The organism is Enterococcus raffinosus (assembly GCF_001886185.1).
In the GTDB taxonomy this organism is placed as follows: Bacteria; Bacillota; Bacilli; order Lactobacillales; family Enterococcaceae; genus Enterococcus_A; species Enterococcus_A raffinosus.
In genome coordinates this window covers 99504-120894 of sequence record NZ_JXLA01000011.1, presented here as the reverse complement: position 1 = coordinate 120894, position 21391 = coordinate 99504, and the positions used below count along the sequence as shown (strand labels likewise).

The window sequence follows — 21391 nt, the reverse complement described above, 5'->3', positions numbered from 1 at the left end:
GCGTTGGTTCGAATCCAGCTACCCCAGTTTTCTTAGAAAAGTTTCAGGAAACTCTCTTGAAAATAACTTGTTCTAGGAAGAAAACAATAGTATAATGGCGGTATAGCCAAGTGGTAAGGCAGAGGTCTGCAAAACCTTCATCACCGGTTCAAATCCGGTTACCGCCTTAGTACTAGAATATTTATTGACATGCCGGCGTGGCGGAATTGGCAGACGCGCTGGACTCAAAATCCAGTGCCCTCACGGGCGTGCCGGTTCGACCCCGGCCGCCGGTATAAAGAGCTAAGATGTTATTTCATCTTAGTTTTTTATTTGAAATTGAATAGGGTAATGGCGGATGTGGCGAAGTGGTTAACGCATCGGATTGTGGCTCCGACACTCGTGGGTTCGATTCCCATCATTCGCCCTAATTAATGAAGACTCAGCAGAGATGTTGAGTCTTTTTTGTTACCAGTACTTCTTTATGTAACAGGAACTAAAACGAAGTGTTTATTTTGTGTGATCGAGGCTTTATAATGAAATTACCAAATCTTGTTAAATTAGAATTTTGACTATTCGGAAGTGTATAGCATTTTTTGTTGATTGGTTAGGAGGTAAGTCGATGAGAAAAAAGTATTACTTGTTTTAGATGGACAGAAGGGGATACTTGATAAAACTATTTATGAGAAGGCTCAAACGGTTTCTGCTATTAATACAATGGTTGCTTCATTTCAGAAAGCTCAGCAACCGATTATTTTTACTCGGCATACCAATAAAACATCATTAATTTACGAGTCAGCGTTATGGACGTTAGATGCTACCCTTGATTGTCCTGAGGAATCACTGATTTTCGATAAAAGAAGAAGCAACATTTTTGATGAGCCAGGTTTTGAGAAATTATTGTGAAAACTTGATATGCAAGAATTGTATATTTGTGGCTTTGTTACGAATGGTTGTGTCCAAGCTGCTTGTTTAAAGGGGCAAGCCAAGGGATATAGGATTTGTTTATTAAAGGATGCCCATAGTACTTTTGTGAAGAACGCGAATCATGTCATTGAGTCCTGGAACGCTAAACTCATTAAATCAGGTATTACAGTGATTCCTGCTGATGAAGCGAAACGGCAGCTCTAAAAAGATAAAATGGTTGAATGATCGTACAAAAGCTATTACTACAGGACCCTCCATAGGTCTTCATAGTAATAGCTTTTACTTTACGCTTTAAAGTTATACAGAGGCCGGATGATTTCTTTTACTTCCATCGTCTCATGCAAATTCGTCAATAACTGCTTCTTCGATTTATACGCTTTAGGAGCCTCATCCAATGTTTTTTTAGAAACAGATGTCGTCCAAACATGCCGCATCATATGCTGATAGTTTTCCAGGCTGATCGAGGCTCTGGCTTGAGAGCGACTCATCATGCGACCAGCCCCATGGGGACCAGATTGATTCCATTCATCATTGCCTTTCCCAATACCAATGATTGAACCATCCTTCATATTTAATGGAACAATCATTTTTTCCTGCTTGCGAGCAGAGGCAGCCCCTTTACGTAAAATCATATGCTTCAGATCAATATAATTGTGTGGACTGTCAAAACTTTCAATCACATATTTTTCCCACTTCATTGCTTTTAAGATCGTCAATGCCATACTTTGTCGATTGAAGGCAGCATATTGTTGTGCAATTTTCATATCTGATAAATAATTTTCTAGGTCCTTTTCTGCTACATAGGATAATTCATAGGGGATTTTTATCTCCTCTCGTAATTGCATCAGAAAATCCTTTTCAGCTGGATCTATTGCTGAAGCTGCTCGCTGTTTTAATTCTTGCCGTCGCTGTGTTAGCTTTTGATAAGCGATTTCTTGATGATATTCCGCAATTTCTTTACCTAACAGGCGACTGCCACTATGAACCACCAAGTAAAAGCCATCTGATCCTTCGTTAACCTCAATGAAGTGGTTTCCTCCGCCTAACGTTCCCAAGCTTCGTAACACTCTTCCTCGATGAATTGGTGCCTCAACGCCTTCTAGAGGAAAAGTATATTGCGGTTTGCTGTGGGAATGATGTCCACTGGGTATACGGTTGCGTATGATTCGATCGAGTTTATCAAAATTGAGTTTGACCCCCTTCTTGATTTTTGCGACGTATAAGCCGCAGCCGATATCGACACCTACGAGATTAGGGACTACCTGATCCTGTATAGTCATTGTTGTCCCGATCACACAACTGGAACCGCTGTGAGTGTCAGGCATAATTCGAATTTTTGCATCCTTCGTAAATTTTTGATTGCAAAGGGTCATGATTTGACCCACTGTACTGTCAGTTAAATTATCAGTATAGACAGTCGCTGTATTGTATTTTCCTTTTATTGTTAACATATTTAATCCTCTCATAGAGGAATTAAATCATTCCTCTTCTTAATTTGTATATAGGTCTAACTTCTTTCTTTTTCCACTCATAGGGAACACCTCCGTTGATTTTTCAATATCTTCGACTTAATTTTTATGAAACAAAAAAACTGCCAATCCTTCGATTGACAGTTTAACAAATAGGCTTTATTCAGAAGCTTAGAGAGCCTGTAGAATAAGACTCTTGCTTCGAACAAAACAGATCCAACCGTTCAATCGAATGTATGAAGTTTAGATAATTTGTCTTAATCATTGTACTCTCTCCCTTCGTTTATTACTTTATAAAGCCTACCATCTAATTTATCAAGCTGTCAAGATTATTTTGAGCAAGAAACCGATAAATAAGCTATTTTCCTTCTTTATATTGGACAGGAATTAATACTTCAAATACCTGATCTTCTGGCTGTTCAGAGGTAGTCTCATCCTGCCAAAGCAATTCCCAAATATCTCCATTTAATTCTAGTTTATTCTCCTTCAGATAGTTCTTAAAGCGATTGTTAAAGGTATTGATGTGGTGAATCTCATCTTTCATAAAACCAGAAACATAGTACCCCGCTGGACGCTTTACTACACGTTGCTGATCATAAATGTGCAGGCGATCCTCGGAGATCTTTACTAAGGCGCGATAAGGAGCGGTGTGGAAATTTTCCTGATAAAAGGCGGAACCATCCACAAGGAAACCAATCGGGTATCCGCTAAATAAATCCCTGCTTTCTACAGAGGAATAGAAACGACCGTAAATTTGAACAGAGTTTATATCATAATTCTCGATTGTCTCAGAAATGACGAAGGACTCAGCCTCTCGATAGGAAAGAGTGATAGATTCAAGATCGAAGTTTTTTAGGGTAGTATAGCGTTCGATGTAGCTATCTAAAGAATCCCGAATGCCATTTAGTTTATTTATTTGTTCATTCACTTTTTGTTTCTGTCGAATAAATCCATCTAAAACATAGTCAACGTTCCGGTTCTTTAAAAATACATGAATGTCTTCTAAGGAGACGTCAAGATTTTTCAATAATAAAATGACGTCTAACTCAAAATATTGATCAATACCATAATAGCGATAGCCGTTTTCGCCAACTTTTGCAGGTTTAAAAAGATCGATTTGGTCATAGTAAATTAAGGTTCTTCGGCTAATGCCCGCGTATTTTGCCATCTCGCTAATCGTTAATAATTCTTTCATTAAAAAAATTCCTTTCCTGCTTGACTGTGACGTAACGTTACAGTTTATTCTACCATAGAAGAAGGAGGGAAAAAAAGATGAAACTATTCAAAATCTTTTTCAAAGAATATCATAAGATGTTCTTCGGCACCTTCATCTTAATGATCGTGCAAGCGGTTGGAACGCTAATGATTCCTTACTATGTTGCTGAAATTATAGATGAAGGTATTTTAACTCAGGATCAAGGAGCGATTTGGCGTAATGGTGCATTTATGCTGGGGATAGCTGTATTGACGGGGATCGTGTCAATTATCGCCAGCTATTATTCCGCGATTTTGGCTGGACGTTTCGGCTATTTTTTACGGAAACAATTAGTCAACAAAACACAGCAGCTCTCCATGGCTGACATGGATGAGTTTGGGACACCAACCCTACTCGCGCGAACAACTAGCGACATCACCAATATTCAGCAAATTATGATGATGGTCTTTCAAATGATTATTCCAGCACCGTTGATTTGTTTGGCTTCAATCGTTTTAACGGGGGTCATTTCGTGGCGCTTTGTTTGGATTCCCATGGCTTCAATCGCTCTATTTTCAATTGTAGCCTTATTGGTGATCAAAAAGGCCATTCCGCTTGCAGAGGTGATGCAGCAGCGGATGGATAAAATGATGCAAATCTTGAGAGAGTTTTATACAGGGGTTCGTGTGATTAGAGCATTCAATAAAACTAGCTTTGAAAAGAAACGGACAGATCAAACCTTTAGTAATTATGCAGAGGTAATGATTCGCGTGAACAAATTATTTGCCGTCCTAAATCCAACAGTCAACTTAGTGATGGGCTTAGGAATGACCGCAGTATTAGCCTTTGGCGGTGTTCTTGTACTTCAAGGAAATGTCCCTATCGGAAGTTTAACAGCAATCAGTGAATATACTATCTTGAGTCTATGGTTCCTAACAATGGCAGCCATGGTTATTGTCATGATTCCAAAGGCTTTAGCTTCATTGGAACGGATCGATGAAGTATTAACGAAAGAGGAAGAGATCGTGGATGGAGCGAAAGTATCCTTTGAATTGAAAGAGGATGCACCGATCGCCGTTTTTGATCATGTCGATTTTGCATACAGCGGAGCAGAAGAATCAGTTCTATCCGATATTAGCTTTGACATTCCTAAAGGTGTGACAGCGATTGTGGGCGGAACAGGCTCAGGGAAGAGCACTATTGCTAAAGCCTTGCTGCGTTTAAAGGATACGACGAAAGGAGAGATACGTTTTCTTGATAAACCTGTACAATGCGTTACACAAGAAGCGTTAAGAGAGCGAATTAGTTACGTTCCTCAGAAAGCTTTCTTATTTAGCGGAACGATTCGAGAGAATTTTCTGTTTGGTAAGCCGTCAGCTACAGAACAAGAAATGAAGCAGGCAGCCGAAGTAGCTCAAGCGGCTGCATTTATTAATACCCTCGATGGTCAGTATGATGCTTTGGTTGCTCAGAAGGGAAATAACTTCTCCGGCGGGCAAAAACAACGTTTGAGTATTGCACGTGCGTTAATCAAGCCTGCTGATCTGTATTTCTTTGATGATAGTTTCTCAGCCTTAGATTATCAAACAGACGCTAAGCTGCGGAAGGCTTTAAAGAGTTATCTGCAAGACGCGGCAATTGTGATTGTCGCTCAACGGCTATCGACGATTAAGGATGCGGACCAAATCATTGTTTTAGAAGAAGGAAAAATCGTGGGTAAAGGGACGCACGAAGAGTTGCTCCGTACCTGTAAGGTGTACCAAGAATTTGCCAAATCTCAAGGAATGGAGGGGAAGAAGCATGAGCATCAAGCAAGTTGATGAAAAAGAGTTAGTGTCTGAAAAACCAAAAGAATTTAAAAAAACGGGATTACGATTGTTTAAATTGCTGATGGAGCAGAAGCGTCGATTTATCATTATTGTTGGCTCAGCTATTTGCTTTGCCACATTAATGGCGATCACTCCCTTAATCTTAGGATGGGGATTGGATGCCATTATAGGTCTGCTGAGAACACAGCAGGCATCTTTAAAAAATATAGTTGAAGCATTACGGCGCCCAGTGCTTCTACTCTTTTTAACGTGGGGTGGCGTATCACTCTTTTCCTTATTACAGGAATATACGATGGCGAGCGTTGCTGAGACACTAACTTTACGACTTAGAAAAACATTGACAGAGAAGCTGAATCATTTACCGATGAAGTTTTTTGATCAATATAAAACCGGTGATATATTAACAAGAGCGACCTTGGATTTAGATAAAGTCTCTGAAGTCTTGCAAGTCGGTTTAATGCAAATGATTTCAGCGATTTTATCCATCGTTATTGGTTTAGGCTTGATGATTTATTTGAGTCCGCTTTTAACGCTAGGGATTGTTGTGATTTTATTGATTAGCTTATTGCTGACCAATTATCTGGCTCATAAAAATCAAGAGTATTTTTCTGAAAATCAAGCAGCATTAGGGGCTGTAGGAACAAAGGCTGAGGAAAATTATTCGGGAAATCTACTTATTAAAGCTTATAATCGGCAAAAGGAAACTGCCGAGGAATTGGATAAATTGAATGAGGCACAGTTCCAAGCCTTCAAAAAAGCCCAATTTGTTGGCTTTGCCATCAACCCATTAATTCGTTTAATCAACCAGTTAGGATTTGTGACGAGCGCAGTTGTTGGGGGCATCATGGTGATCAATGGACAACTATCGATTGGTTTGGTTCAAGCTTATCTGCAATATGTGAATCAAGTTTCCGAACCAATTACACAGGTCTCCTATGTAATCAATAGTTTGCAAAGCGCTTTTGCAGCCTTAGAGAGAATTTTTGAGCTTTTAGATCTGGAGGAAGAAACAGAAGAAGTATTAAGTGTTGCCGTTCCAGAAAACCTTCGTGGTGAAGTAACTTTTAAGCATGTTGCATTCGGCTATACTCCAGATCGGCTTTTAATGGATGACGTGAACTTCAAGGTGAAGCCCAAGCAGATGGTAGCAATCGTTGGTCCGACAGGTGCGGGTAAGACAACGATGATCAATTTATTGATGCGTTTTTATGAATTGACTGGGGGGCAAATCGAAGTAGACGGTAAGAATATCAGTCATTTTTCACGGTCGGCCATTCGCCAGAAGTTTGGTATGGTCTTGCAGGACACATGGCTGTTCGAAGGAAGTGTAGCTGATAATATTGCATACGGCAATCCAGAGGCGACAAAGGAGGAAATTATTCAAGCAGCAAGAGACGCACAATGTCATCACTTTATCCGAACATTGCCAAACGGTTATGATACCATCATCTCATCAGATGGCAGTCAGATTTCACAAGGTCAGCAGCAACTCTTAACGATTGCTCGAGCGATCTTAGCAGATCCGCAGTTGTTAATCTTAGATGAGGCAACCTCTAGCGTAGATACACGAACAGAGGGAATGATCCAACAGGCGATGGATCGTTTAACTGCTGAAAGGACCAGCTTCGTGATTGCGCATCGCTTATCTACCATAAAAAATGCCGATCTGATTTTAGTGATGAAGGATGGTTCGATCATTGAACAGGGCAGCCATCGGAGTTTAATGAAAAAAGGTGATTTCTACGCGAATTTGTACAATAGTCAATTTGCAGGATAAGCTCGACAAATATTGTCGGGCTTTTTTAATGTTTTATGAAAATAATTTATTAGAGAGCCATCATGAGAACTTACTACTTAAGAGGATATTAATATTGGTGCTAGAGGACTCTTTTTTACCAGTAAGAAACCAAAAAATTGCTAAGTTAGAAAATATTCTGAAAATTCATTGACTTTTAATCTTATGAAATGTATAGTATAAAAAAATGATTAAGATATTATTAGAAAAAACAAGGAGCCGATTTTTATGCGCAAGAGTAAATACAATAATTTTGATGGCATCGTCTTATTAATTATTGAGTCCAGGACTTAGAACGCGGAGAAGTAACAACCGTTAGTTTGAGTCCTATTTGCGTTAGAAATGGGATTCTTGCAAGAGCATCCCATTTATTGATGGGATGCTCTTTTTTTGAAGGTAGGGAGATGTGACTATGAGAAGTGATCAGATTAAAAAAGGTATTGATGCAGCACCCGCCAGAAGTTTGTTATACGCGACTGGCCAAGTAAAAAATATCCACGATATGGATAAGCCATTTATTGCTATTTGTAATTCTTATATCGATATTGTACCTGGACATGTCCACCTACGAGAACTCGCCGATGTAGCAAAAGAAGCGATTCGTGAAGCCGGAGGCATTCCGTTCGAATTCAATACGATTGGTGTAGACGATGGAATTGCGATGGGGCATATCGGAATGCGCTACTCGCTGCCGAGTAGAGAACTTATCGCTGATGCGGCAGAAACAGTCATTAACGCCCATTGGTTTGACGGAGTATTTTATATTCCCAACTGTGACAAAATCACTCCGGGAATGATCATGGCTGCTATGAGAACGAATGTGCCATCCATCTTTTGTTCAGGCGGTCCAATGAAGGCTGGGATTGATCCCCGTGGTCACCAAACGACACTTTCGTCAATGTTTGAAGCTGTTGGCGCATTTAAAGAAGGTCAAATGACCAAAGAAGATTTTCTCTTTATGGAACAAAATGCGTGTCCAACTTGTGGTTCATGCGCCGGAATGTTTACAGCAAATTCTATGAACTGTCTATTAGAGATTCTTGGGTTAGCTTTACCAGGAAATGGGACAATTTTGGCTGTTTCTGATGAGCGTCGTGAGTTGGTTCGTGAATCGGCGAAGCATTTAATGGATCTTGTGAAGAAACAAATCAAACCACGAGATATCGTGACTAAGGACGCTATTGATGATGCCTTCGCGTTAGATATGGCGATGGGCGGCTCAACTAATACGGTTCTTCATACATTGGCAATCGCGAATGAAGCAGAGATTGATTACGATCAATCCGATATCAATGAGATTGCAAAAAGAGTTCCTTACCTTTCAAAAATCGCGCCGTCTTCTAATTATTCGATGCACGATGTCCATGAGGCAGGTGGTGTTCCAGCAATTATCAATGAATTGGTTTCCATTGACGGAGCGATTCATTCTGATCGAATCACAGTGACAGGCAAAACCTTACGGGAAAGTGTTGCATCTGCAAAAATTCGGAATGAAGAGGTAATCCATCCGAAAACGTCTCCTTATAGTCCAGTCGGCGGTCTTTCTATCTTATATGGCAACATTGCACCAGAAGGTAGTGTAATTAAGGTCGGGGGAGTAGACCCAAGTATTAAGGTCTTTAAAGGAAAAGTGATTTGCTTTAGCTCCCATGATGAAGCGGTGGAAGCTATTGACAATCACACAGTTACGAAAGGACATGTTGTTGTTATTCGTTACGAAGGTCCAAAAGGCGGACCTGGTATGCCGGAAATGTTGGCACCGACGTCTAGTATTGTCGGGCGTGGTTTAGGGAAAGATGTAGCACTGATTACTGATGGGCGTTTCTCAGGAGCTACTCGAGGAATCGCTGTTGGACATATCTCTCCAGAAGCTGCTGCAGGTGGACCAATCGCGCTGGTTCAAGATGGTGATGAAATCACGATCGATTTAACGAATCGAACATTGAATGTGGATGTATCAGCAGAAGAATTAGCAAAACGGCAAGAGGGGTTAAAAAAATTCCAGCCGAAGGTCAAAAAAGGCTGGTTAGCACGTTACTCGGCAATGGTCACTTCAGCACATACTGGCGGTGTCATGAAATTGCCTGAAGAATAGGGGGAATCGGGGTGGAAGAAATGAAACAAAAAGTGGAAACAGAAAACCTATACAATGGTGCTGATTTGTTAATCAAGTGCCTGGAGCATCAAGGAGTCGAATTGATTTTTGGGTATCCCGGAGGGTCCGTCCTACCATTATTTGATTCCCTTTATGATGAATCTATCCCAAATATTCTCACACGGCACGAGCAGGGTGCAGTTCACGCAGCTGAAGGGTACGCGAAAGCTACAGGAAAACCGGGAGTTGTGATCGTAACTAGCGGTCCAGGTGCAACGAATGTCGTGACAGGAATCGCTGATGCAATGATCGATTCTGTTCCACTAGTAGTAATCACTGGTCAGGTAACAACTCCAGGAATCGGAAAAGACGCATTTCAGGAAGCGGATATGCTGGGAATTACCGTTCCCATCACCAAAAATAATTATCAAGTTCGCGACATCGAAGAGCTTCCACGTATCGTTAATGAAGCCTTCCATATTGCTACAACTGGACGCAAAGGACCAGTTTTGATTGATTTACCGAAGGACATCACAGTATTGAAATCAAATCCAAAGATTGATCGGCCGGTTCATTTAGAAAGCTATCAGCCAACAACGACCCCCTCGATTTTACAGGTTGAACGCTTAATGAGCTTACTAAAGAAAGCTAAAAAACCTCTTCTTTTGGTTGGCGGCGGAGTAGTAGCAGCGAATGGTGCTGAGGAATTAAGGCAGTTTGTTGATAAATACCAAATTCCAACCGTTAGTACGCTTTTAGGCTTAGGGCTACTGCCCCATGATGACCCTAATTTCTTAGGAATGGGCGGAATGCATGGGACCTATGTAGCAAATATGGCAATGATGGAAACGGATCTGTTAATTAATATTGGCAGTCGTTTTGATGATCGCCTTGCCTGTTCACCTGAAGCTTTTGCACCACATGCGAAAGTTGCTCATATTGACGTGGATCCAGTTGAAATCGGCAAAATCATCAAGACGGATGTACCGATTGTTGGCGATGCAAAAATTGCTTTGCAGCAAATGCTGTCAATCGAAATTGAAGCTCCTGATTGCCAAGCTTGGCGTGATCTCTGTGATGAACGGAAGAAAAAGTATCCATTAAAATATGATCGTCACGAAAAAATCATCAAACCGCAAGAAGTAATAGAAATCATCGGTCGAATTACAAAAGGAAAATCCTATGTTGTAACAGACGTAGGACAACATCAAATGTGGGTAGCTCAATATTATCCATTCCAATTTCCTAAGCAGCTGATCACCAGTGGTGGACTTGGGACTATGGGGTATGGCATCCCCGCAGGAATCGGCGTGAAATTTGGTAAACCAAAAGAATCCGTAGTTGTTTTTGTGGGAGATGGCGGGTTCCAAATGACGAATCAGGAGCTGGCAATCTTAAACCAACACCAATTGGACATCAAATTTGTCTTATTGAACAATCAATCATTGGGAATGGTTCGGCAATGGCAGGAGAAGTTTTACAATGAACGACGCTCCCAATCCGTCTTTCATGAGCAGCCAGACTTTATGAAAATGGCGGAGGCTTATGGAATTGGGAATAAGAAAATTACCGACCCAGCTTCTTTGGAGAAGGAGTTACAGGAGGCTTTTGCTACACCTGGACCAATGCTGATTGAGGTCATGATCTGCAATAAAGAGCATGTATTACCGATGATCCCAGCCGGGATGCCAAATGATCAAATGTTAGGGGTTGATTAAGATGAGACGGATGATTACAGCAATGGTTCATGACCAAGCAGGGGTGCTCAGTCGAATTACAAGTGTGCTAAATCGTCGGCAAGTAAACATGGACAGTGTCTCCGTCGGGCGAACGGAAAAAGACGGCGAATCGCGGATGACGATCATTATTCAAGCGGATACCTTAGCGGATGTCGAACAAGTAACAAAGCAATTAAATAAACAAATCGATGTCGTTAAAGTTTCTGATGTAACCGATGAGCCGCATTTAGAACGAGAGTTGGCCTTGATCAAAGTCAGTGCGCCAGCGGCTACGCGCTCTGAGATTCAGGCGATGATTGATCCATTTAGAGCGGACGTTGTAGATGTAGGATTGAAAACAATCGTGGTACAAGTGGCTGGCTCTACAGATAAGGTCAATGCGTGTATTGACGTATTGCGACCTTATGGAATTAAGCAATTAGCAAGAACCGGTGTTACCGGATTTAGCAGAGGTTAAACGCAAAATTGATTATTCGTTTTGCTATTAATATAGTTTAAAAAATTGGAGGAAAAATTATGGTTAAAGTTTATTATGATGATGCAGTAGCGAAGGATGCTTTGGAAGGAAAAACAATCGCAGTGGTAGGGTATGGATCTCAAGGCCATGCTCATGCACAAAATCTTAGAGATACAGGTCATCAAGTAGTGATCGGTATTCGAGAAGGAAAATCCGCTGAGGCTGCTCGCGAAGATGGGTTTGACGTGTTGCCAGTAGCTGAAGCAACAAAGAAAGCCGAAGTAGTCATGATTTTAGCTCCAGATGAAATTCAAGGAACACTTTACGAAAATGAAATCGCACCAAACTTAGAGGAAGGCGATGCTTTAGTCTTTGCTCATGGGTTCAATATTCACTTTGACGTTATCAATCCACCGAAGAATGTCGATGTATTCTTAGTGGCTCCTAAAGGTCCAGGGCATTTGGTCCGTCGTACCTTTACTGAAGGTTTTGCGGTACCTGCCTTATTCGCTGTTTATCAAGATGCAACAGGAACTGCTCAAGATTTGGCATTGTCTTATGCGAAAGGAATCGGTGCTACACGAGTAGGTGTCTTGGAAACAACCTTTAAGGAAGAAACCGAAACAGACTTATTCGGGGAACAAGCAGTGCTTTGCGGTGGTTTAACTAGTATGATCGAAGCTGGATTTGAAACCCTAGTTGAAGCTGGCTACCAACCTGAATTGGCTTACTTTGAAGTTTGCCATGAAATGAAGTTGATTGTCGATTTGATTTATGAAGGTGGCTTTGCCAAAATGCGTAATTCAATCTCTAACACAGCTGAATACGGCGACTATGTTTCTGGTCCTCGCGTAATCACTGAAACAGCAAAAGCCGGGATGAAGGAAGTGTTAACTGATATCCAAAATGGTAAATTTGCGAAAGGCTTCATTGACGATAATAAGAATGGCTTCCCTGAATTCAAGAAGATGCGTGCTGAAAGTGCTGGACATCAAATTGAAGAAGTCGGCGGTGAATTAAGAAAAATGATGCCATTTGTAAGTCGTAAAGATTAGTGGAGGTGCAGCGATGGAATTGATCAAAGATACCGAGGTCCGCAGTGCGTATCAATTATTGAAAAACGCTGTAAACCATACACCGTTGCAATATGATCGTTATTTATCCGAAAAGTATCAGGCAACGGTGCTTTTGAAAAGAGAAGACCTGCAGAAAGTTCGTTCATTTAAGTTACGCGGCGCTTATTACGCAATTAAGAAGCTTCCAGAGGCAGAATTGAAAAAGGGTGTAGTTTGTGCGAGTGCGGGAAATCATGCACAGGGTGTCGCTTATACCTGTCATGAGTTAAGAACAAAAGCAGCAATTTTTATGCCGACTACTACACCGCAGCAAAAAGTTTCTCAAGTGAAGTTCTTTGGTGGTGAGTTTGCGGATATTCATTTAGTTGGTGATACCTTTGATGCTTCTGCCGCTGCCGCAAGAAAATACTGTGAAGAAAACGGCATGACATTTATTGATCCTTTTAACGATAAAAATATTATTGCCGGTCAAGGAACCTTGGCGTTGGAAATGATGACGGACGCAGAAAGTGAAGGCTACAAACCTGATTACGTCATCTCTGCTATCGGTGGTGGGGGCTTGATCAGCGGTGTCTCCTCCTACGTAAAAAATACTTCACCAACCACTAAAGTAATAGGCGTTGAGCCAAAAGGTGCTGCTTCTATGCAGGCAGCCTTTGAGGAAGAACAGCCGGTCAAATTGAATGAGATTGACAAGTTTGTCGATGGCGCCGCCGTTCAACGTGTCGGTGAAATCACATATTCTCACAGTAAAGAATACGTAGATGAGTTGATGTCTGTTGATGAAGGACTAATCTGTTCAACTATTTTAGATCTCTACGGGAAGCAAGCGATCGTAGTGGAACCTGCGGGTGCTTTAAGCGTGGCCGCCTTAGATTTAATGAAAGATAAAATCAAAGGCAAAACGGTCATTTGCATTATCAGCGGTGGAAATAATGATATTAATCGAATGGCTGAAATCGAAGAACGCTCATTGATTTATGAAGGGTTGAAGCATTATTTTGTGGTGAATTTTCCACAGCGTCCCGGCGCTTTAAAAGAATTTGTATCGGAAGTTCTAGGAGAAGGGGATGACATTACTCGATTTGAATATACGAAAAAGAGTAATCGTGGAACCGGACCAGTCGTGATAGGTGTCTTATTGAAGAAGCCTGAAACGTTACCAAATTTGCTGAAGCGACTTAAGACATTTGATTCAACGTACATTGAACTAAGTCAAAATAAAACACTCTATAATTTATTAGTCTAAGAAAAGGCCTCCGAAAGCGAACTTTTGGAGGCCTTTTTCGAATTAAATTGTCAATTGATGATTTTCATTAAAATAGTTTTTATAAGCAGAGTATCCGCCGATGATAGATCCCAGACTGGTAGCTGATAACAGCATAAAGGTGACCATGATCTGATATTTGATTGCGTGGACCGGATCAAGGCCAGCGAAGATTAACCCAGACATCATCCCCGGCAAGCTAACCAAACCGACTGTTTTGGCAGAATCAATTGTGGGCTGCATCGCTGTTTTGATGCTTTGCTGAAGAATAGGCTTAGAGGCCAATTTGATAGAAGCACCTAGAGCTAATTTCTCCAAAGTTTGTTGTCGCAAGTCGTGAAATTGCGTATTCAACGCACGATAACATAAGCCGAGCGCCACCATCGAATTGCTGGCGATCATTCCCGTGATAGGTACGATTTGCGAAGGGATGAATTTGATTGCTCCTGCTAAAATCAATACACCAAGAGTGATATAGGTACTTACGAAAATAGCTGCCAAAGAGTGCAGGTATTTTTTTTGGCGAGCAGGATTTCTTTTATGGGCGTTCCACGCCGCATTTAATACAATAAAAAGACTCATCCCTGAAGTCAGTAAATTGTTGTTAACTTGAAAAATGTATTTCAATAAATAGCCGACAATGACTAATTGGATAATTGCCCGTACAATGCTGAAGAAAATATCTTTAGATAAGTTCAACTTCTCTTTATAGCTTATTCCAACAGCGATTAAGACAAGTGCAAAGGCTAACAACAGAGAAAGATTATTTACAGCAAGTTGATTCATTGATCCAGTTTTCCTCCTTGAACATGTAGTAATTTCTTTGCAGAATTGATTTCTGCTTCATCATGAGTGACCTGAAGAATGGTGCAGCCTTTTTTCTGAATGTCATCCATTAGGCGATGAATAATTGTTTTCGTTTGTTCGTCTAAGCCCGCTGTTACCTCGTCCAAAAGCAAAACCTTAGGCAGGAATAAAATATTACGAATCAATGCGATCCGCTGACGCTCACCGCCAGAAAGTTCATTGATACTTTTATAAAAATAGCTTTCTGGCAGATCAACTAATTGAAGCTGATCCAGCATGTCCTTCCGATTAGGTTCTGCTTCTCTTATTAGATAGGGAAAGGTTAAATTATCTTCTACCGTATCTCCAAATAAAGAGGGCTGTTGATAGCAATACGATACCTGTTGTCGATAGGCAGTATAGTCATAGTTTTGCTGCGCTTTTCCTTCAAAAAGTATCTCGCCGCTTGTCGGCGTTAATAAAGAAGCAATCAGTCGCAGCAGGGTACTTTTTCCTCCGCCAGAGGGACCAGTAATCGTTAAAAAATCACCTTTTTCAACAGATAAAGTGATCTGATTCAAAATCAATCGATCATCTGTCTGATAATTCACATCATGTAGTTCTAATAAGGCCATATTATTGTTTCTCCTTTCTAGGATCGTAAGGGATGATGATCAAAAGTTCAGGAATCTCATCGATCCTTAGCTGCTTTAAACTTAGTTCAGGGTAGGAGATAAACCGGCCTTCCTTTCCAAAACGTTTAAAAAAATAATCCTGAATTTGCTGCTCTGTCCACTGTCTAGCGGGGAAATGCCAATAATGCTCTTTTTCTCTAACAAAAACAAAACCGATGCTCCAGGCTTGCTTTATATCTAAAGGCCATTGAGCCAACTGTTTCTGAAATTCTTTCATAGCTATCCTCCATTCATTTTATAATTTCAAACGAGTCAATTAGAAAAATTTCCATTCACTATTAAACCAATTATTTATTTTTCTGTACACTCTTTAGTCTATATTATATCCTAGTTCATTTGCTTCCAATGAGCTTATTTCACTTAAAATCAGGTTCAATTTCTCATCGAATTAAGTAGAGAAACAAATTGTTTGGAGTTTGACCAATTCTGATGTATTATAATTTCGGATAGTTACTTACGAAAAGTAAAAGTGTAAATCTTTTTCTTTTTGCTCAAAATGCTTTACACTATATCCGTAAGAATTTTTACACTTTTTAGGAGGTTTGTTTATTATGGCAAAAGAACATTATGATAGAAGTAAACCACACGTTAATATTGGTACCATTGGCCATGTCGACCATGGGAAAACAACTTTAACGGCAGCAATTACAACGGTATTAGGTAAGAAAGGTCTAGCAAACCCTCAAGACTATGCTAGTATCGATGCTGCACCAGAAGAACGTGAACGCGGAATCACTATCAATACTGCACACGTTGAATATGAAACTGAAAAACGCCACTATGCCCATATTGATGCTCCAGGACACGCGGACTATGTAAAAAACATGATTACCGGTGCTGCTCAAATGGATGGTGCGATCTTAGTAGTATCTGCTACTGATGGACCAATGCCTCAAACACGTGAGCACATTTTGTTATCACGCCAAGTAGGTGTTAAATACTTGATCGTCTTCTTGAACAAAGTTGATTTAGTCGACGATGAAGAATTGATTGATTTAGTTGAAATGGAAGTACGTGAGTTACTTTCAGAATATGGTTTCCCAGGCGATGATATTCCTGTTCTTAAAGGTTCAGCTCTGAAAGCTTTAGAAGGCGATCCTGAACAAGAACAAGTAATCATGGACCTAATGGATACGGTTGACGAATATATCCCAACACCAGAACGTGACACTGACAAACCATTCTTGTTACCAGTGGAAGATGTTTTCTCAATCACAGGACGTGGGACTGTTGCATCTGGTCGTATTGATCGTGGGGAAGTTAAAGTCGGTGACGAAGTTGAAATTATCGGGATCAAACCTGAAGTTCAAAAGGCTGTCGTAACTGGACTTGAAATGTTCCGTAAAACATTGGATTATGGTGAAGCTGGAGATAACGTTGGGGTTCTATTACGTGGTATTACACGTGATGAAATCGAACGTGGTCAAGTATTAGCTAAACCAGGTTCAATTACACCACATACGAAATTCAGTGCAGAAGTTTATGTGTTGACGAAAGAAGAAGGTGGACGTCATACACCATTCTTTAACAACTATCGTCCTCAATTCTACTTCCGTACAACAGACGTTACCGGTAATATCGTGTTGCCAGAAGGTACTGAAATGGTCATGCCTGGCGATAACGTAACAATCGACGTTGAATTAATCCATCCAATCGCCGTAGAAAAAGGAACAACTTTCTCTATTCGTGAAGGTGGACGTACCGTTGGTTCAGGTATCGTAACTGAAATCGAAGCTTAATTTGATTTTCTAGCACGTAAGCGTTCAACGCTTACGTGCTTTTTGTGTTTCATAAAGCTGCTCCTAGAATAACTTGCAACAGTTTTCTCTGATTGCTATGATGAGTTTAAAATGGATAGAGGGAGTAACTATGGAAAAAGTCTTTGTTAGTCCAATGACGTATCGTCAGGGCGAAAATGTTTTATGGGATCATTTGAGAGATATTCTAGCATTTGGCAAAAAGGGGTTACTAGTAACGGATCAATTTGTTTACGAGATGATTGGCAAACGTTTGGTGGATGAGTTGACTTCTTTAGGCGGTCAAATTTCTGTACGGTTCGCAGAAGAGAACAGCACGATTGATGAATTTGATTATGTAATTGCTATAGGTGGTGGACGGGCGATCGATATAGGAAAAGCATTGGCTTTTAAGTCAAGCAGACGATGTATCGTTGTTCCGACATCTGCTTCGACAGACGCGCCCACTTCAAGAATCTCTGTGAAATATCAAAATGGCTATTTCGAGAAGTATACCTATTATACTCAAAGTCCTGACTTGGTTCTAGTTGACACCGCTATTTTGATCAATAGTCCGATTCATTTCTTAACTGCCGGGATAGCAGATGGTTTGTCTACATTCATAGAAGCAAGGACTGTACGTGAAAATTTTGGAAAAAATACCTTAGGGGCAGCACCAACACTAGCAGCAGAAGCAATTGCCGAAAAGTGTCGTGATGTTTTACTCAAAAATGCAGAAGCAGCAGTTGAGGCGAATAAGAGAAAAGAGATCACAGTAGAATTTGATGCAGTGGTAGAGGCCAACACGTTATTAAGTGGCATTGGATTTGAATCCGGGGGCTTAAGTATTGCCCATGCGCTCCATAATGCGATGGTTAGTTTGTGGGGAGGAGAGATAAAGGGAAGTCATGGACAGATCATTGCATTGACGACATTGCAGCAACTACGTATTGAAGGTCGCCATGATGAACTGACAAGTCATCAAGAACTATTTGAAAAACTCAATTTGCCCATTACTTATGAAATGTTGTCAATTTTCCCATCTGTTGATAAACTAAAGAAAATTGTTGATCTGGCATTTTCTCCAGAAGACGGCATCGTTCGAAGTCAATCGCCTGCAACAAAAGAAGAGGTTTATCAAACGCTATTAACATTCAGAAAAACCCGTGAAATCTAACTAGATTTCACGGGTTTCGTATTAAATATTCAATACTTTATTTAAGAAGTCTTGGGTTCTCGGATTGTGAGGGTTATTGAAGACCTGTTCAGGTGTGCCATCTTCTAGAATTTTTCCACCATCGGTAAAGATGACGCGGTCAGCAACTTCTTTCGCAAAGCCCATCTCATGAGTGACAATGACCATGGTCATACCTTGCAGTGCCAGATCCTTCATTACTTTTAAAACATCTCCAACCATTTCTGGGTCCAAAGCGGAAGTTGGTTCATCAAAGAGCATAATATCAGGATTCATTGCTAACGCGCGAGCAATTGCGACACGTTGCTTTTGTCCTCCGGAAAGGCTATCAGGATAATCGTCTTTCTTTTCAGCTAAACCGACTTGTGTCAACAACTCCACACCACGCTTGTTTGCTGACTCTTTTGCTTCCCCCTTTAAATCGAGTGGGGCTAACGTTATATTTTCTAAAACTGTCAGGTGAGGGAACAGGTTGAAATGCTGGAACACCATACCAATATGTTGACGAACTAAGTTAATGTCCGTATGCTTATCCGTCAAATCTTGTCCATCAATAATAATTTCCCCAGATGTAGGTTCTTCTAGGTGATTCATACAACGAAGAAAGGTACTTTTCCCTGAACCAGATGGACCAATGATACAAACAACTTCCCCTTCGCTGATAGTAATATTCAAGTCATTCAAAACGGTATTGTCACCGAATTTTTTTACTAAATGATTTACGACAATTTTCTTATCTAATTTATTTTCCATCTATTTCACCTTCTTATCTAAACGGTTCGCTAACTTAGTCAAGATCGTGATCAAGATTAAGTACATGATCGCGATGATCAAGTAAACGTAAGAACTTTGAGTCGTACGAGCAACAATGATTTTCCCTGTTTGCAGCAATTCTACTACACCGATAGCCGAAATGATCGTCGTATCCTTCAAACTGATAACGAATTGATTGATGAAAGAAGGAATCATAATCTTCACAGCTTGAGGCAAAATAATCTTCTGCATGGTTCGGTTATAGGACAATCCCAAACTTCGAGAGGCTTCCATTTGACCGACAGGAACCGCATTGATACCGCCACGAACTATTTCAGCGATATATGCGCTGGCATTTAATGTCAGTGTGATGATTCCCGCAGCAAAGTCAGGAATTTTAATGCCTGTAATTCCCGGTAAACCAAAGAAGATAAAGAAGGCTAATACCATCATTGGGATTCCGCGGATAATATCAATATAGATACCAGCCAACGTACGTAGTCCACGAACAGGAGAAACACGGAACAATCCAAAGATAACTCCTAAAACAAGAGCCAGTGCAAAGGAGACTAAAGCCAATACAATGGTCTTCCATAATCCTTCTAGTAATGATTTGTAATTATTTTTCAATAAACCAGTGATAGTAGACTCATCAACAGTTTCTTTCTTGTCTTCACTACCGGAGCCGATGTATTGATCAACAATTTCATCGTACTCGCCAGTACGTTTCAATTCTTTTAGCCCTTCTGTAAACATCTCACGCAATTCAGGGTTCTGACCTTTTTTCACAGCAAAACCATATTCACCACCAACTTCGCGTTTGATTGGTGTTTTCAAATCTTGCCCCTGTTTTACAGCATAACCGATGACCGGATAGTCATCCATCATGGCATCGATAGAACCGACTTTCAGCGCGTCATACAATTGATCCGCTGCATCAAAACTTTTGATTGTATAGCCATATTCCTTTTTGTGAGCCTCTAAAAAGTCGGCACTTTCCGTTCCAACCTTAGCTCCTACGGTTTTGCCTTTTAAATCCTCGTAAGTCTTAATATCTTTATTGTCTTTCGCAACGGCTAATTGAATCCCGCTTTGGAAGTAGGGGTCCGAAAAATCATAATTGGCTTTTCGCTCATCGGTAATTGTCATTCCTGCGATCATACCATCAGCCTGTCCTGACTCTAAAGCCTGCATTGCTGAGGAGAATCCGATGAATTTAAAATCAATTTTGAATCCTTGCAGCTCTGCGATTCGTTTTAACAGGTCAACATCAATCCCTTTGTATTCGCCGTCGCTGTCCTTATACTCAAAAGGGGCGAAAGCAGAATCGCTGGCAATAACATAAACATCTTTTTTGGGCTCGATTTTTTTCATTTCGCTTGAAGCGCCTTGATCGCCGGAACCAGTAGAAATATACTTGCTGACGATTTTATCATAGCTGCCATTTTCCTTTAAGTCCTTCAGTCCTTGATTAAACTTTTCCAGCAGCTCTTTGTTTTCGCCTTTTTTCACAGCGAAGCCATAAGAACTGCCTTTTTCAGGTTCACCAACTAATTTGAATGGTTGCCCATTAGTTACAGCATAACCAAGTACAGGGTAGTCATCAAAAATCGCTTCAACATTCCCGTTTGTCAGGGCGTTGTACATAGCATCAGCAGCTTCGTATTGTTTTACTTCATAACCATATTTGTCTTTGTTCTTATTTAAAAAAGTCGCACTTTCTGTACCGATTTTTGCGGCAACTGTTTTTCCTTTTAAATCTTTGTAATTCTTGATGTCCTTATTGTCATTTTTAACAGCCATCTGGATTCCGCTATCAAAATAAGGTTCAGAAAAATCAAACGTTTTTTTCCGTTCATCTGTAATACTCATACCAGCAATCATTCCGTCCAGTTGATCGGATTGCACTCCTTGGATAGAGCTGTCGAATCCTAATGGACGCAAATCAACTTTAAAGTTTTGGTCCTTAGCGATTTGATTAAGCAAATCTACATCAATACCTATGTATTCGCCATCGGAATTCTGAAATTCGAAAGGAGCAAAAGTCAAGTCCGTCCCGATCTTATATGTTTTTTCCGCGGCGTCAGTCTTGTTGGCAAAGCCAAGTGTGAAAATACTTGCCATTAAGAAAACAACGAATGGAATTAATTTGTTTTTTCTCATAATAATCCTCCTAATTACTTATCATTTGTTTATTATATGTTAGTTTATAGATAAAATACAAGAGGGTTCATTGTTGGATAGAAAAAAAGCAAAATTTTTATAACATGGGATGTCAGAAAATATGACACGATTGTTTTTAAGAACTTCTTATGGCAAGAAGAAAAAATGGCGAAAATATGTTCGGTATGCTATAATTTTGGAATGGAAAATCTTTGTTCATTTAATAGAAAAAGGG

At 40.4% G+C, this 21391-nt stretch carries 16 protein-coding genes, 3 tRNA genes and 1 pseudogene; 13 read left to right on the top strand and 7 right to left on the bottom strand.

What is annotated here, in order from left to right; translation table 11 throughout:
- Positions 1-96: 96 nt before the first annotated feature.
- The 4 genes and pseudogenes from RV13_RS07925 to RV13_RS07910 all read left to right on the top strand — a co-directional run.
- Positions 97-167 (top strand) — tRNA-Cys (locus RV13_RS07925).
- A 24-nt stretch (positions 168-191) separates the two neighbouring features.
- A tRNA-Leu gene (locus RV13_RS07920) sits at positions 192-275 on the top strand.
- A 58-nt stretch (positions 276-333) separates the two neighbouring features.
- Positions 334-406, top strand: a tRNA-His gene (locus RV13_RS07915).
- A gap of 218 nt (positions 407-624) precedes the next feature.
- Positions 625-1110: pseudogene (locus RV13_RS07910) on the top strand (cysteine hydrolase family protein); the annotation flags it as partial.
- An 80-nt stretch (positions 1111-1190) separates the two neighbouring features.
- Here the strand turns inward: RV13_RS07910 and RV13_RS07905 are convergent.
- Positions 1191-2357, bottom strand: coding sequence for an RtcB family protein (locus tag RV13_RS07905; protein ID WP_010745034.1), 1167 nt, complete (start codon positions 2355-2357; stop codon positions 1191-1193).
- 376 nt (positions 2358-2733) lie between these two features.
- On the bottom strand, positions 2734-3570 hold the full coding sequence (locus RV13_RS07900; RefSeq protein WP_010745033.1) for a MerR family DNA-binding transcriptional regulator: 837 nt from the start codon (positions 3568-3570) through the stop codon (positions 2734-2736).
- Positions 3571-3647: 77 nt separating this feature from the next.
- Between RV13_RS07900 and RV13_RS07895 the strand changes: the two genes are divergently transcribed.
- The 7 genes from RV13_RS07895 (at position 3648) to ilvA (ending at position 13810) form a co-directional block, all read left to right on the top strand.
- A complete protein-coding gene (locus RV13_RS07895) occupies positions 3648-5390 on the top strand; it encodes an ABC transporter ATP-binding protein (RefSeq protein WP_010745032.1) in 1743 nt (580 codons plus the stop codon).
- Positions 5371-7176, top strand: coding sequence for an ABC transporter ATP-binding protein (locus tag RV13_RS07890; RefSeq protein WP_010745031.1), 1806 nt, complete (start codon positions 5371-5373; stop codon positions 7174-7176). The genes RV13_RS07895 and RV13_RS07890 overlap by 20 nt, the downstream gene beginning before the upstream one ends.
- 430 nt (positions 7177-7606) lie before the next feature.
- Positions 7607-9289, top strand: coding sequence for a dihydroxy-acid dehydratase (gene ilvD / locus RV13_RS07885; protein ID WP_010745030.1), 1683 nt, complete (start codon positions 7607-7609; stop codon positions 9287-9289).
- Positions 9290-9309: 20 nt separating this feature from the next.
- Positions 9310-11007, top strand: a complete 1698-nt coding sequence (gene ilvB / locus RV13_RS07880) for a biosynthetic-type acetolactate synthase large subunit (protein ID WP_035016634.1) — start codon at positions 9310-9312, stop codon at positions 11005-11007.
- Between the two features lies 1 nt (position 11008).
- Positions 11009-11485: an acetolactate synthase small subunit gene (gene ilvN, locus RV13_RS07875; RefSeq protein ID WP_010745028.1), complete on the top strand. Its 477-nt coding sequence runs from the start codon at positions 11009-11011 to the stop codon at positions 11483-11485.
- A gap of 59 nt (positions 11486-11544) precedes the next feature.
- On the top strand, positions 11545-12540 hold the full coding sequence (gene ilvC, locus RV13_RS07870) for a ketol-acid reductoisomerase (RefSeq protein WP_010745027.1): 996 nt from the start codon (positions 11545-11547) through the stop codon (positions 12538-12540).
- A gap of 13 nt (positions 12541-12553) precedes the next feature.
- On the top strand, positions 12554-13810 hold the full coding sequence (ilvA, locus tag RV13_RS07865; RefSeq protein WP_010745026.1) for a threonine ammonia-lyase IlvA: 1257 nt from the start codon (positions 12554-12556) through the stop codon (positions 13808-13810).
- A gap of 42 nt (positions 13811-13852) precedes the next feature.
- Here ilvA and RV13_RS07860 read toward each other — a convergent pair whose 3' ends face one another.
- Genes RV13_RS07860 through RV13_RS07850 form a run of 3 tightly spaced genes read right to left on the bottom strand, consistent with a single transcriptional unit; the run spans position 13853 to position 15526 of the window.
- Positions 13853-14614 (bottom strand): ABC transporter permease, encoded by a 762-nt coding sequence (locus RV13_RS07860; RefSeq protein ID WP_010745025.1) that lies wholly within the window; start codon positions 14612-14614, stop codon positions 13853-13855.
- Positions 14611-15249 (bottom strand): ABC transporter ATP-binding protein, encoded by a 639-nt coding sequence (locus RV13_RS07855; protein ID WP_010745024.1) that lies wholly within the window; start codon positions 15247-15249, stop codon positions 14611-14613. Before RV13_RS07855 ends, RV13_RS07860 begins: the two co-directional genes overlap by 4 nt.
- Before the next feature lies 1 nt (position 15250).
- A complete protein-coding gene (locus tag RV13_RS07850) occupies positions 15251-15526 on the bottom strand; it encodes a hypothetical protein (RefSeq protein ID WP_010745023.1) in 276 nt (91 codons plus the stop codon).
- A 334-nt stretch (positions 15527-15860) separates the two neighbouring features.
- Here RV13_RS07850 and tuf point away from each other — a divergent pair, with 334 nt between their 5' ends.
- On the top strand, positions 15861-17048 hold the full coding sequence (gene tuf / locus RV13_RS07845; protein ID WP_010745022.1) for an elongation factor Tu: 1188 nt from the start codon (positions 15861-15863) through the stop codon (positions 17046-17048).
- Positions 17049-17178: 130 nt separating this feature from the next.
- The gene (locus tag RV13_RS07840) at positions 17179-18222 is read left to right on the top strand and encodes a glycerol dehydrogenase (protein ID WP_010745021.1); all 1044 of its coding nucleotides are present in this window, start codon (positions 17179-17181) and stop codon (positions 18220-18222) included.
- A 21-nt stretch (positions 18223-18243) separates the two neighbouring features.
- Here the strand turns inward: RV13_RS07840 and RV13_RS07835 are convergent, their stop codons facing one another.
- Together RV13_RS07835 and RV13_RS07830 are read right to left on the bottom strand one after the other, a co-directional pair.
- Positions 18244-18993 (bottom strand): amino acid ABC transporter ATP-binding protein, encoded by a 750-nt coding sequence (locus tag RV13_RS07835; protein ID WP_028021200.1) that lies wholly within the window; start codon positions 18991-18993, stop codon positions 18244-18246.
- The gene (locus RV13_RS07830; RefSeq protein WP_010745019.1) at positions 18994-21156 is read right to left on the bottom strand and encodes an amino acid ABC transporter substrate-binding protein/permease; all 2163 of its coding nucleotides are present in this window, start codon (positions 21154-21156) and stop codon (positions 18994-18996) included.
- Between the last annotated feature and the right edge of the window lie 235 nt (positions 21157-21391).

Coding starts and splice junctions, on each gene's coding strand:
- RV13_RS07830 (WP_010745019.1), bottom strand. CDS start 21,156: ATGAGAAAAAACAAATTAATTCCATTCGTTGTTTTCTTAATGGCAAGT.
- tuf (WP_010745022.1), top strand. CDS start 15,861: ATGGCAAAAGAACATTATGATAGAAGTAAACCACACGTTAATATTGGT.
- RV13_RS07900 (WP_010745033.1), bottom strand. CDS start 3,570: ATGAAAGAATTATTAACGATTAGCGAGATGGCAAAATACGCGGGCATT.
- RV13_RS07855 (WP_010745024.1), bottom strand. CDS start 15,249: ATGGCCTTATTAGAACTACATGATGTGAATTATCAGACAGATGATCGA.
- ilvD (WP_010745030.1), top strand. CDS start 7,607: ATGAGAAGTGATCAGATTAAAAAAGGTATTGATGCAGCACCCGCCAGA.
- RV13_RS07895 (WP_010745032.1), top strand. CDS start 3,648: ATGAAACTATTCAAAATCTTTTTCAAAGAATATCATAAGATGTTCTTC.
- RV13_RS07860 (WP_010745025.1), bottom strand. CDS start 14,614: ATGAATCAACTTGCTGTAAATAATCTTTCTCTGTTGTTAGCCTTTGCA.
- RV13_RS07890 (WP_010745031.1), top strand. CDS start 5,371: ATGAGCATCAAGCAAGTTGATGAAAAAGAGTTAGTGTCTGAAAAACCA.
- RV13_RS07840 (WP_010745021.1), top strand. CDS start 17,179: ATGGAAAAAGTCTTTGTTAGTCCAATGACGTATCGTCAGGGCGAAAAT.
- ilvN (WP_010745028.1), top strand. CDS start 11,009: ATGAGACGGATGATTACAGCAATGGTTCATGACCAAGCAGGGGTGCTC.
- RV13_RS07905 (WP_010745034.1), bottom strand. CDS start 2,357: ATGTTAACAATAAAAGGAAAATACAATACAGCGACTGTCTATACTGAT.
- RV13_RS07850 (WP_010745023.1), bottom strand. CDS start 15,526: ATGAAAGAATTTCAGAAACAGTTGGCTCAATGGCCTTTAGATATAAAG.
- ilvB (WP_035016634.1), top strand. CDS start 9,310: ATGAAACAAAAAGTGGAAACAGAAAACCTATACAATGGTGCTGATTTG.
- ilvA (WP_010745026.1), top strand. CDS start 12,554: ATGGAATTGATCAAAGATACCGAGGTCCGCAGTGCGTATCAATTATTG.
- ilvC (WP_010745027.1), top strand. CDS start 11,545: ATGGTTAAAGTTTATTATGATGATGCAGTAGCGAAGGATGCTTTGGAA.
- RV13_RS07835 (WP_028021200.1), bottom strand. CDS start 18,993: ATGGAAAATAAATTAGATAAGAAAATTGTCGTAAATCATTTAGTAAAA.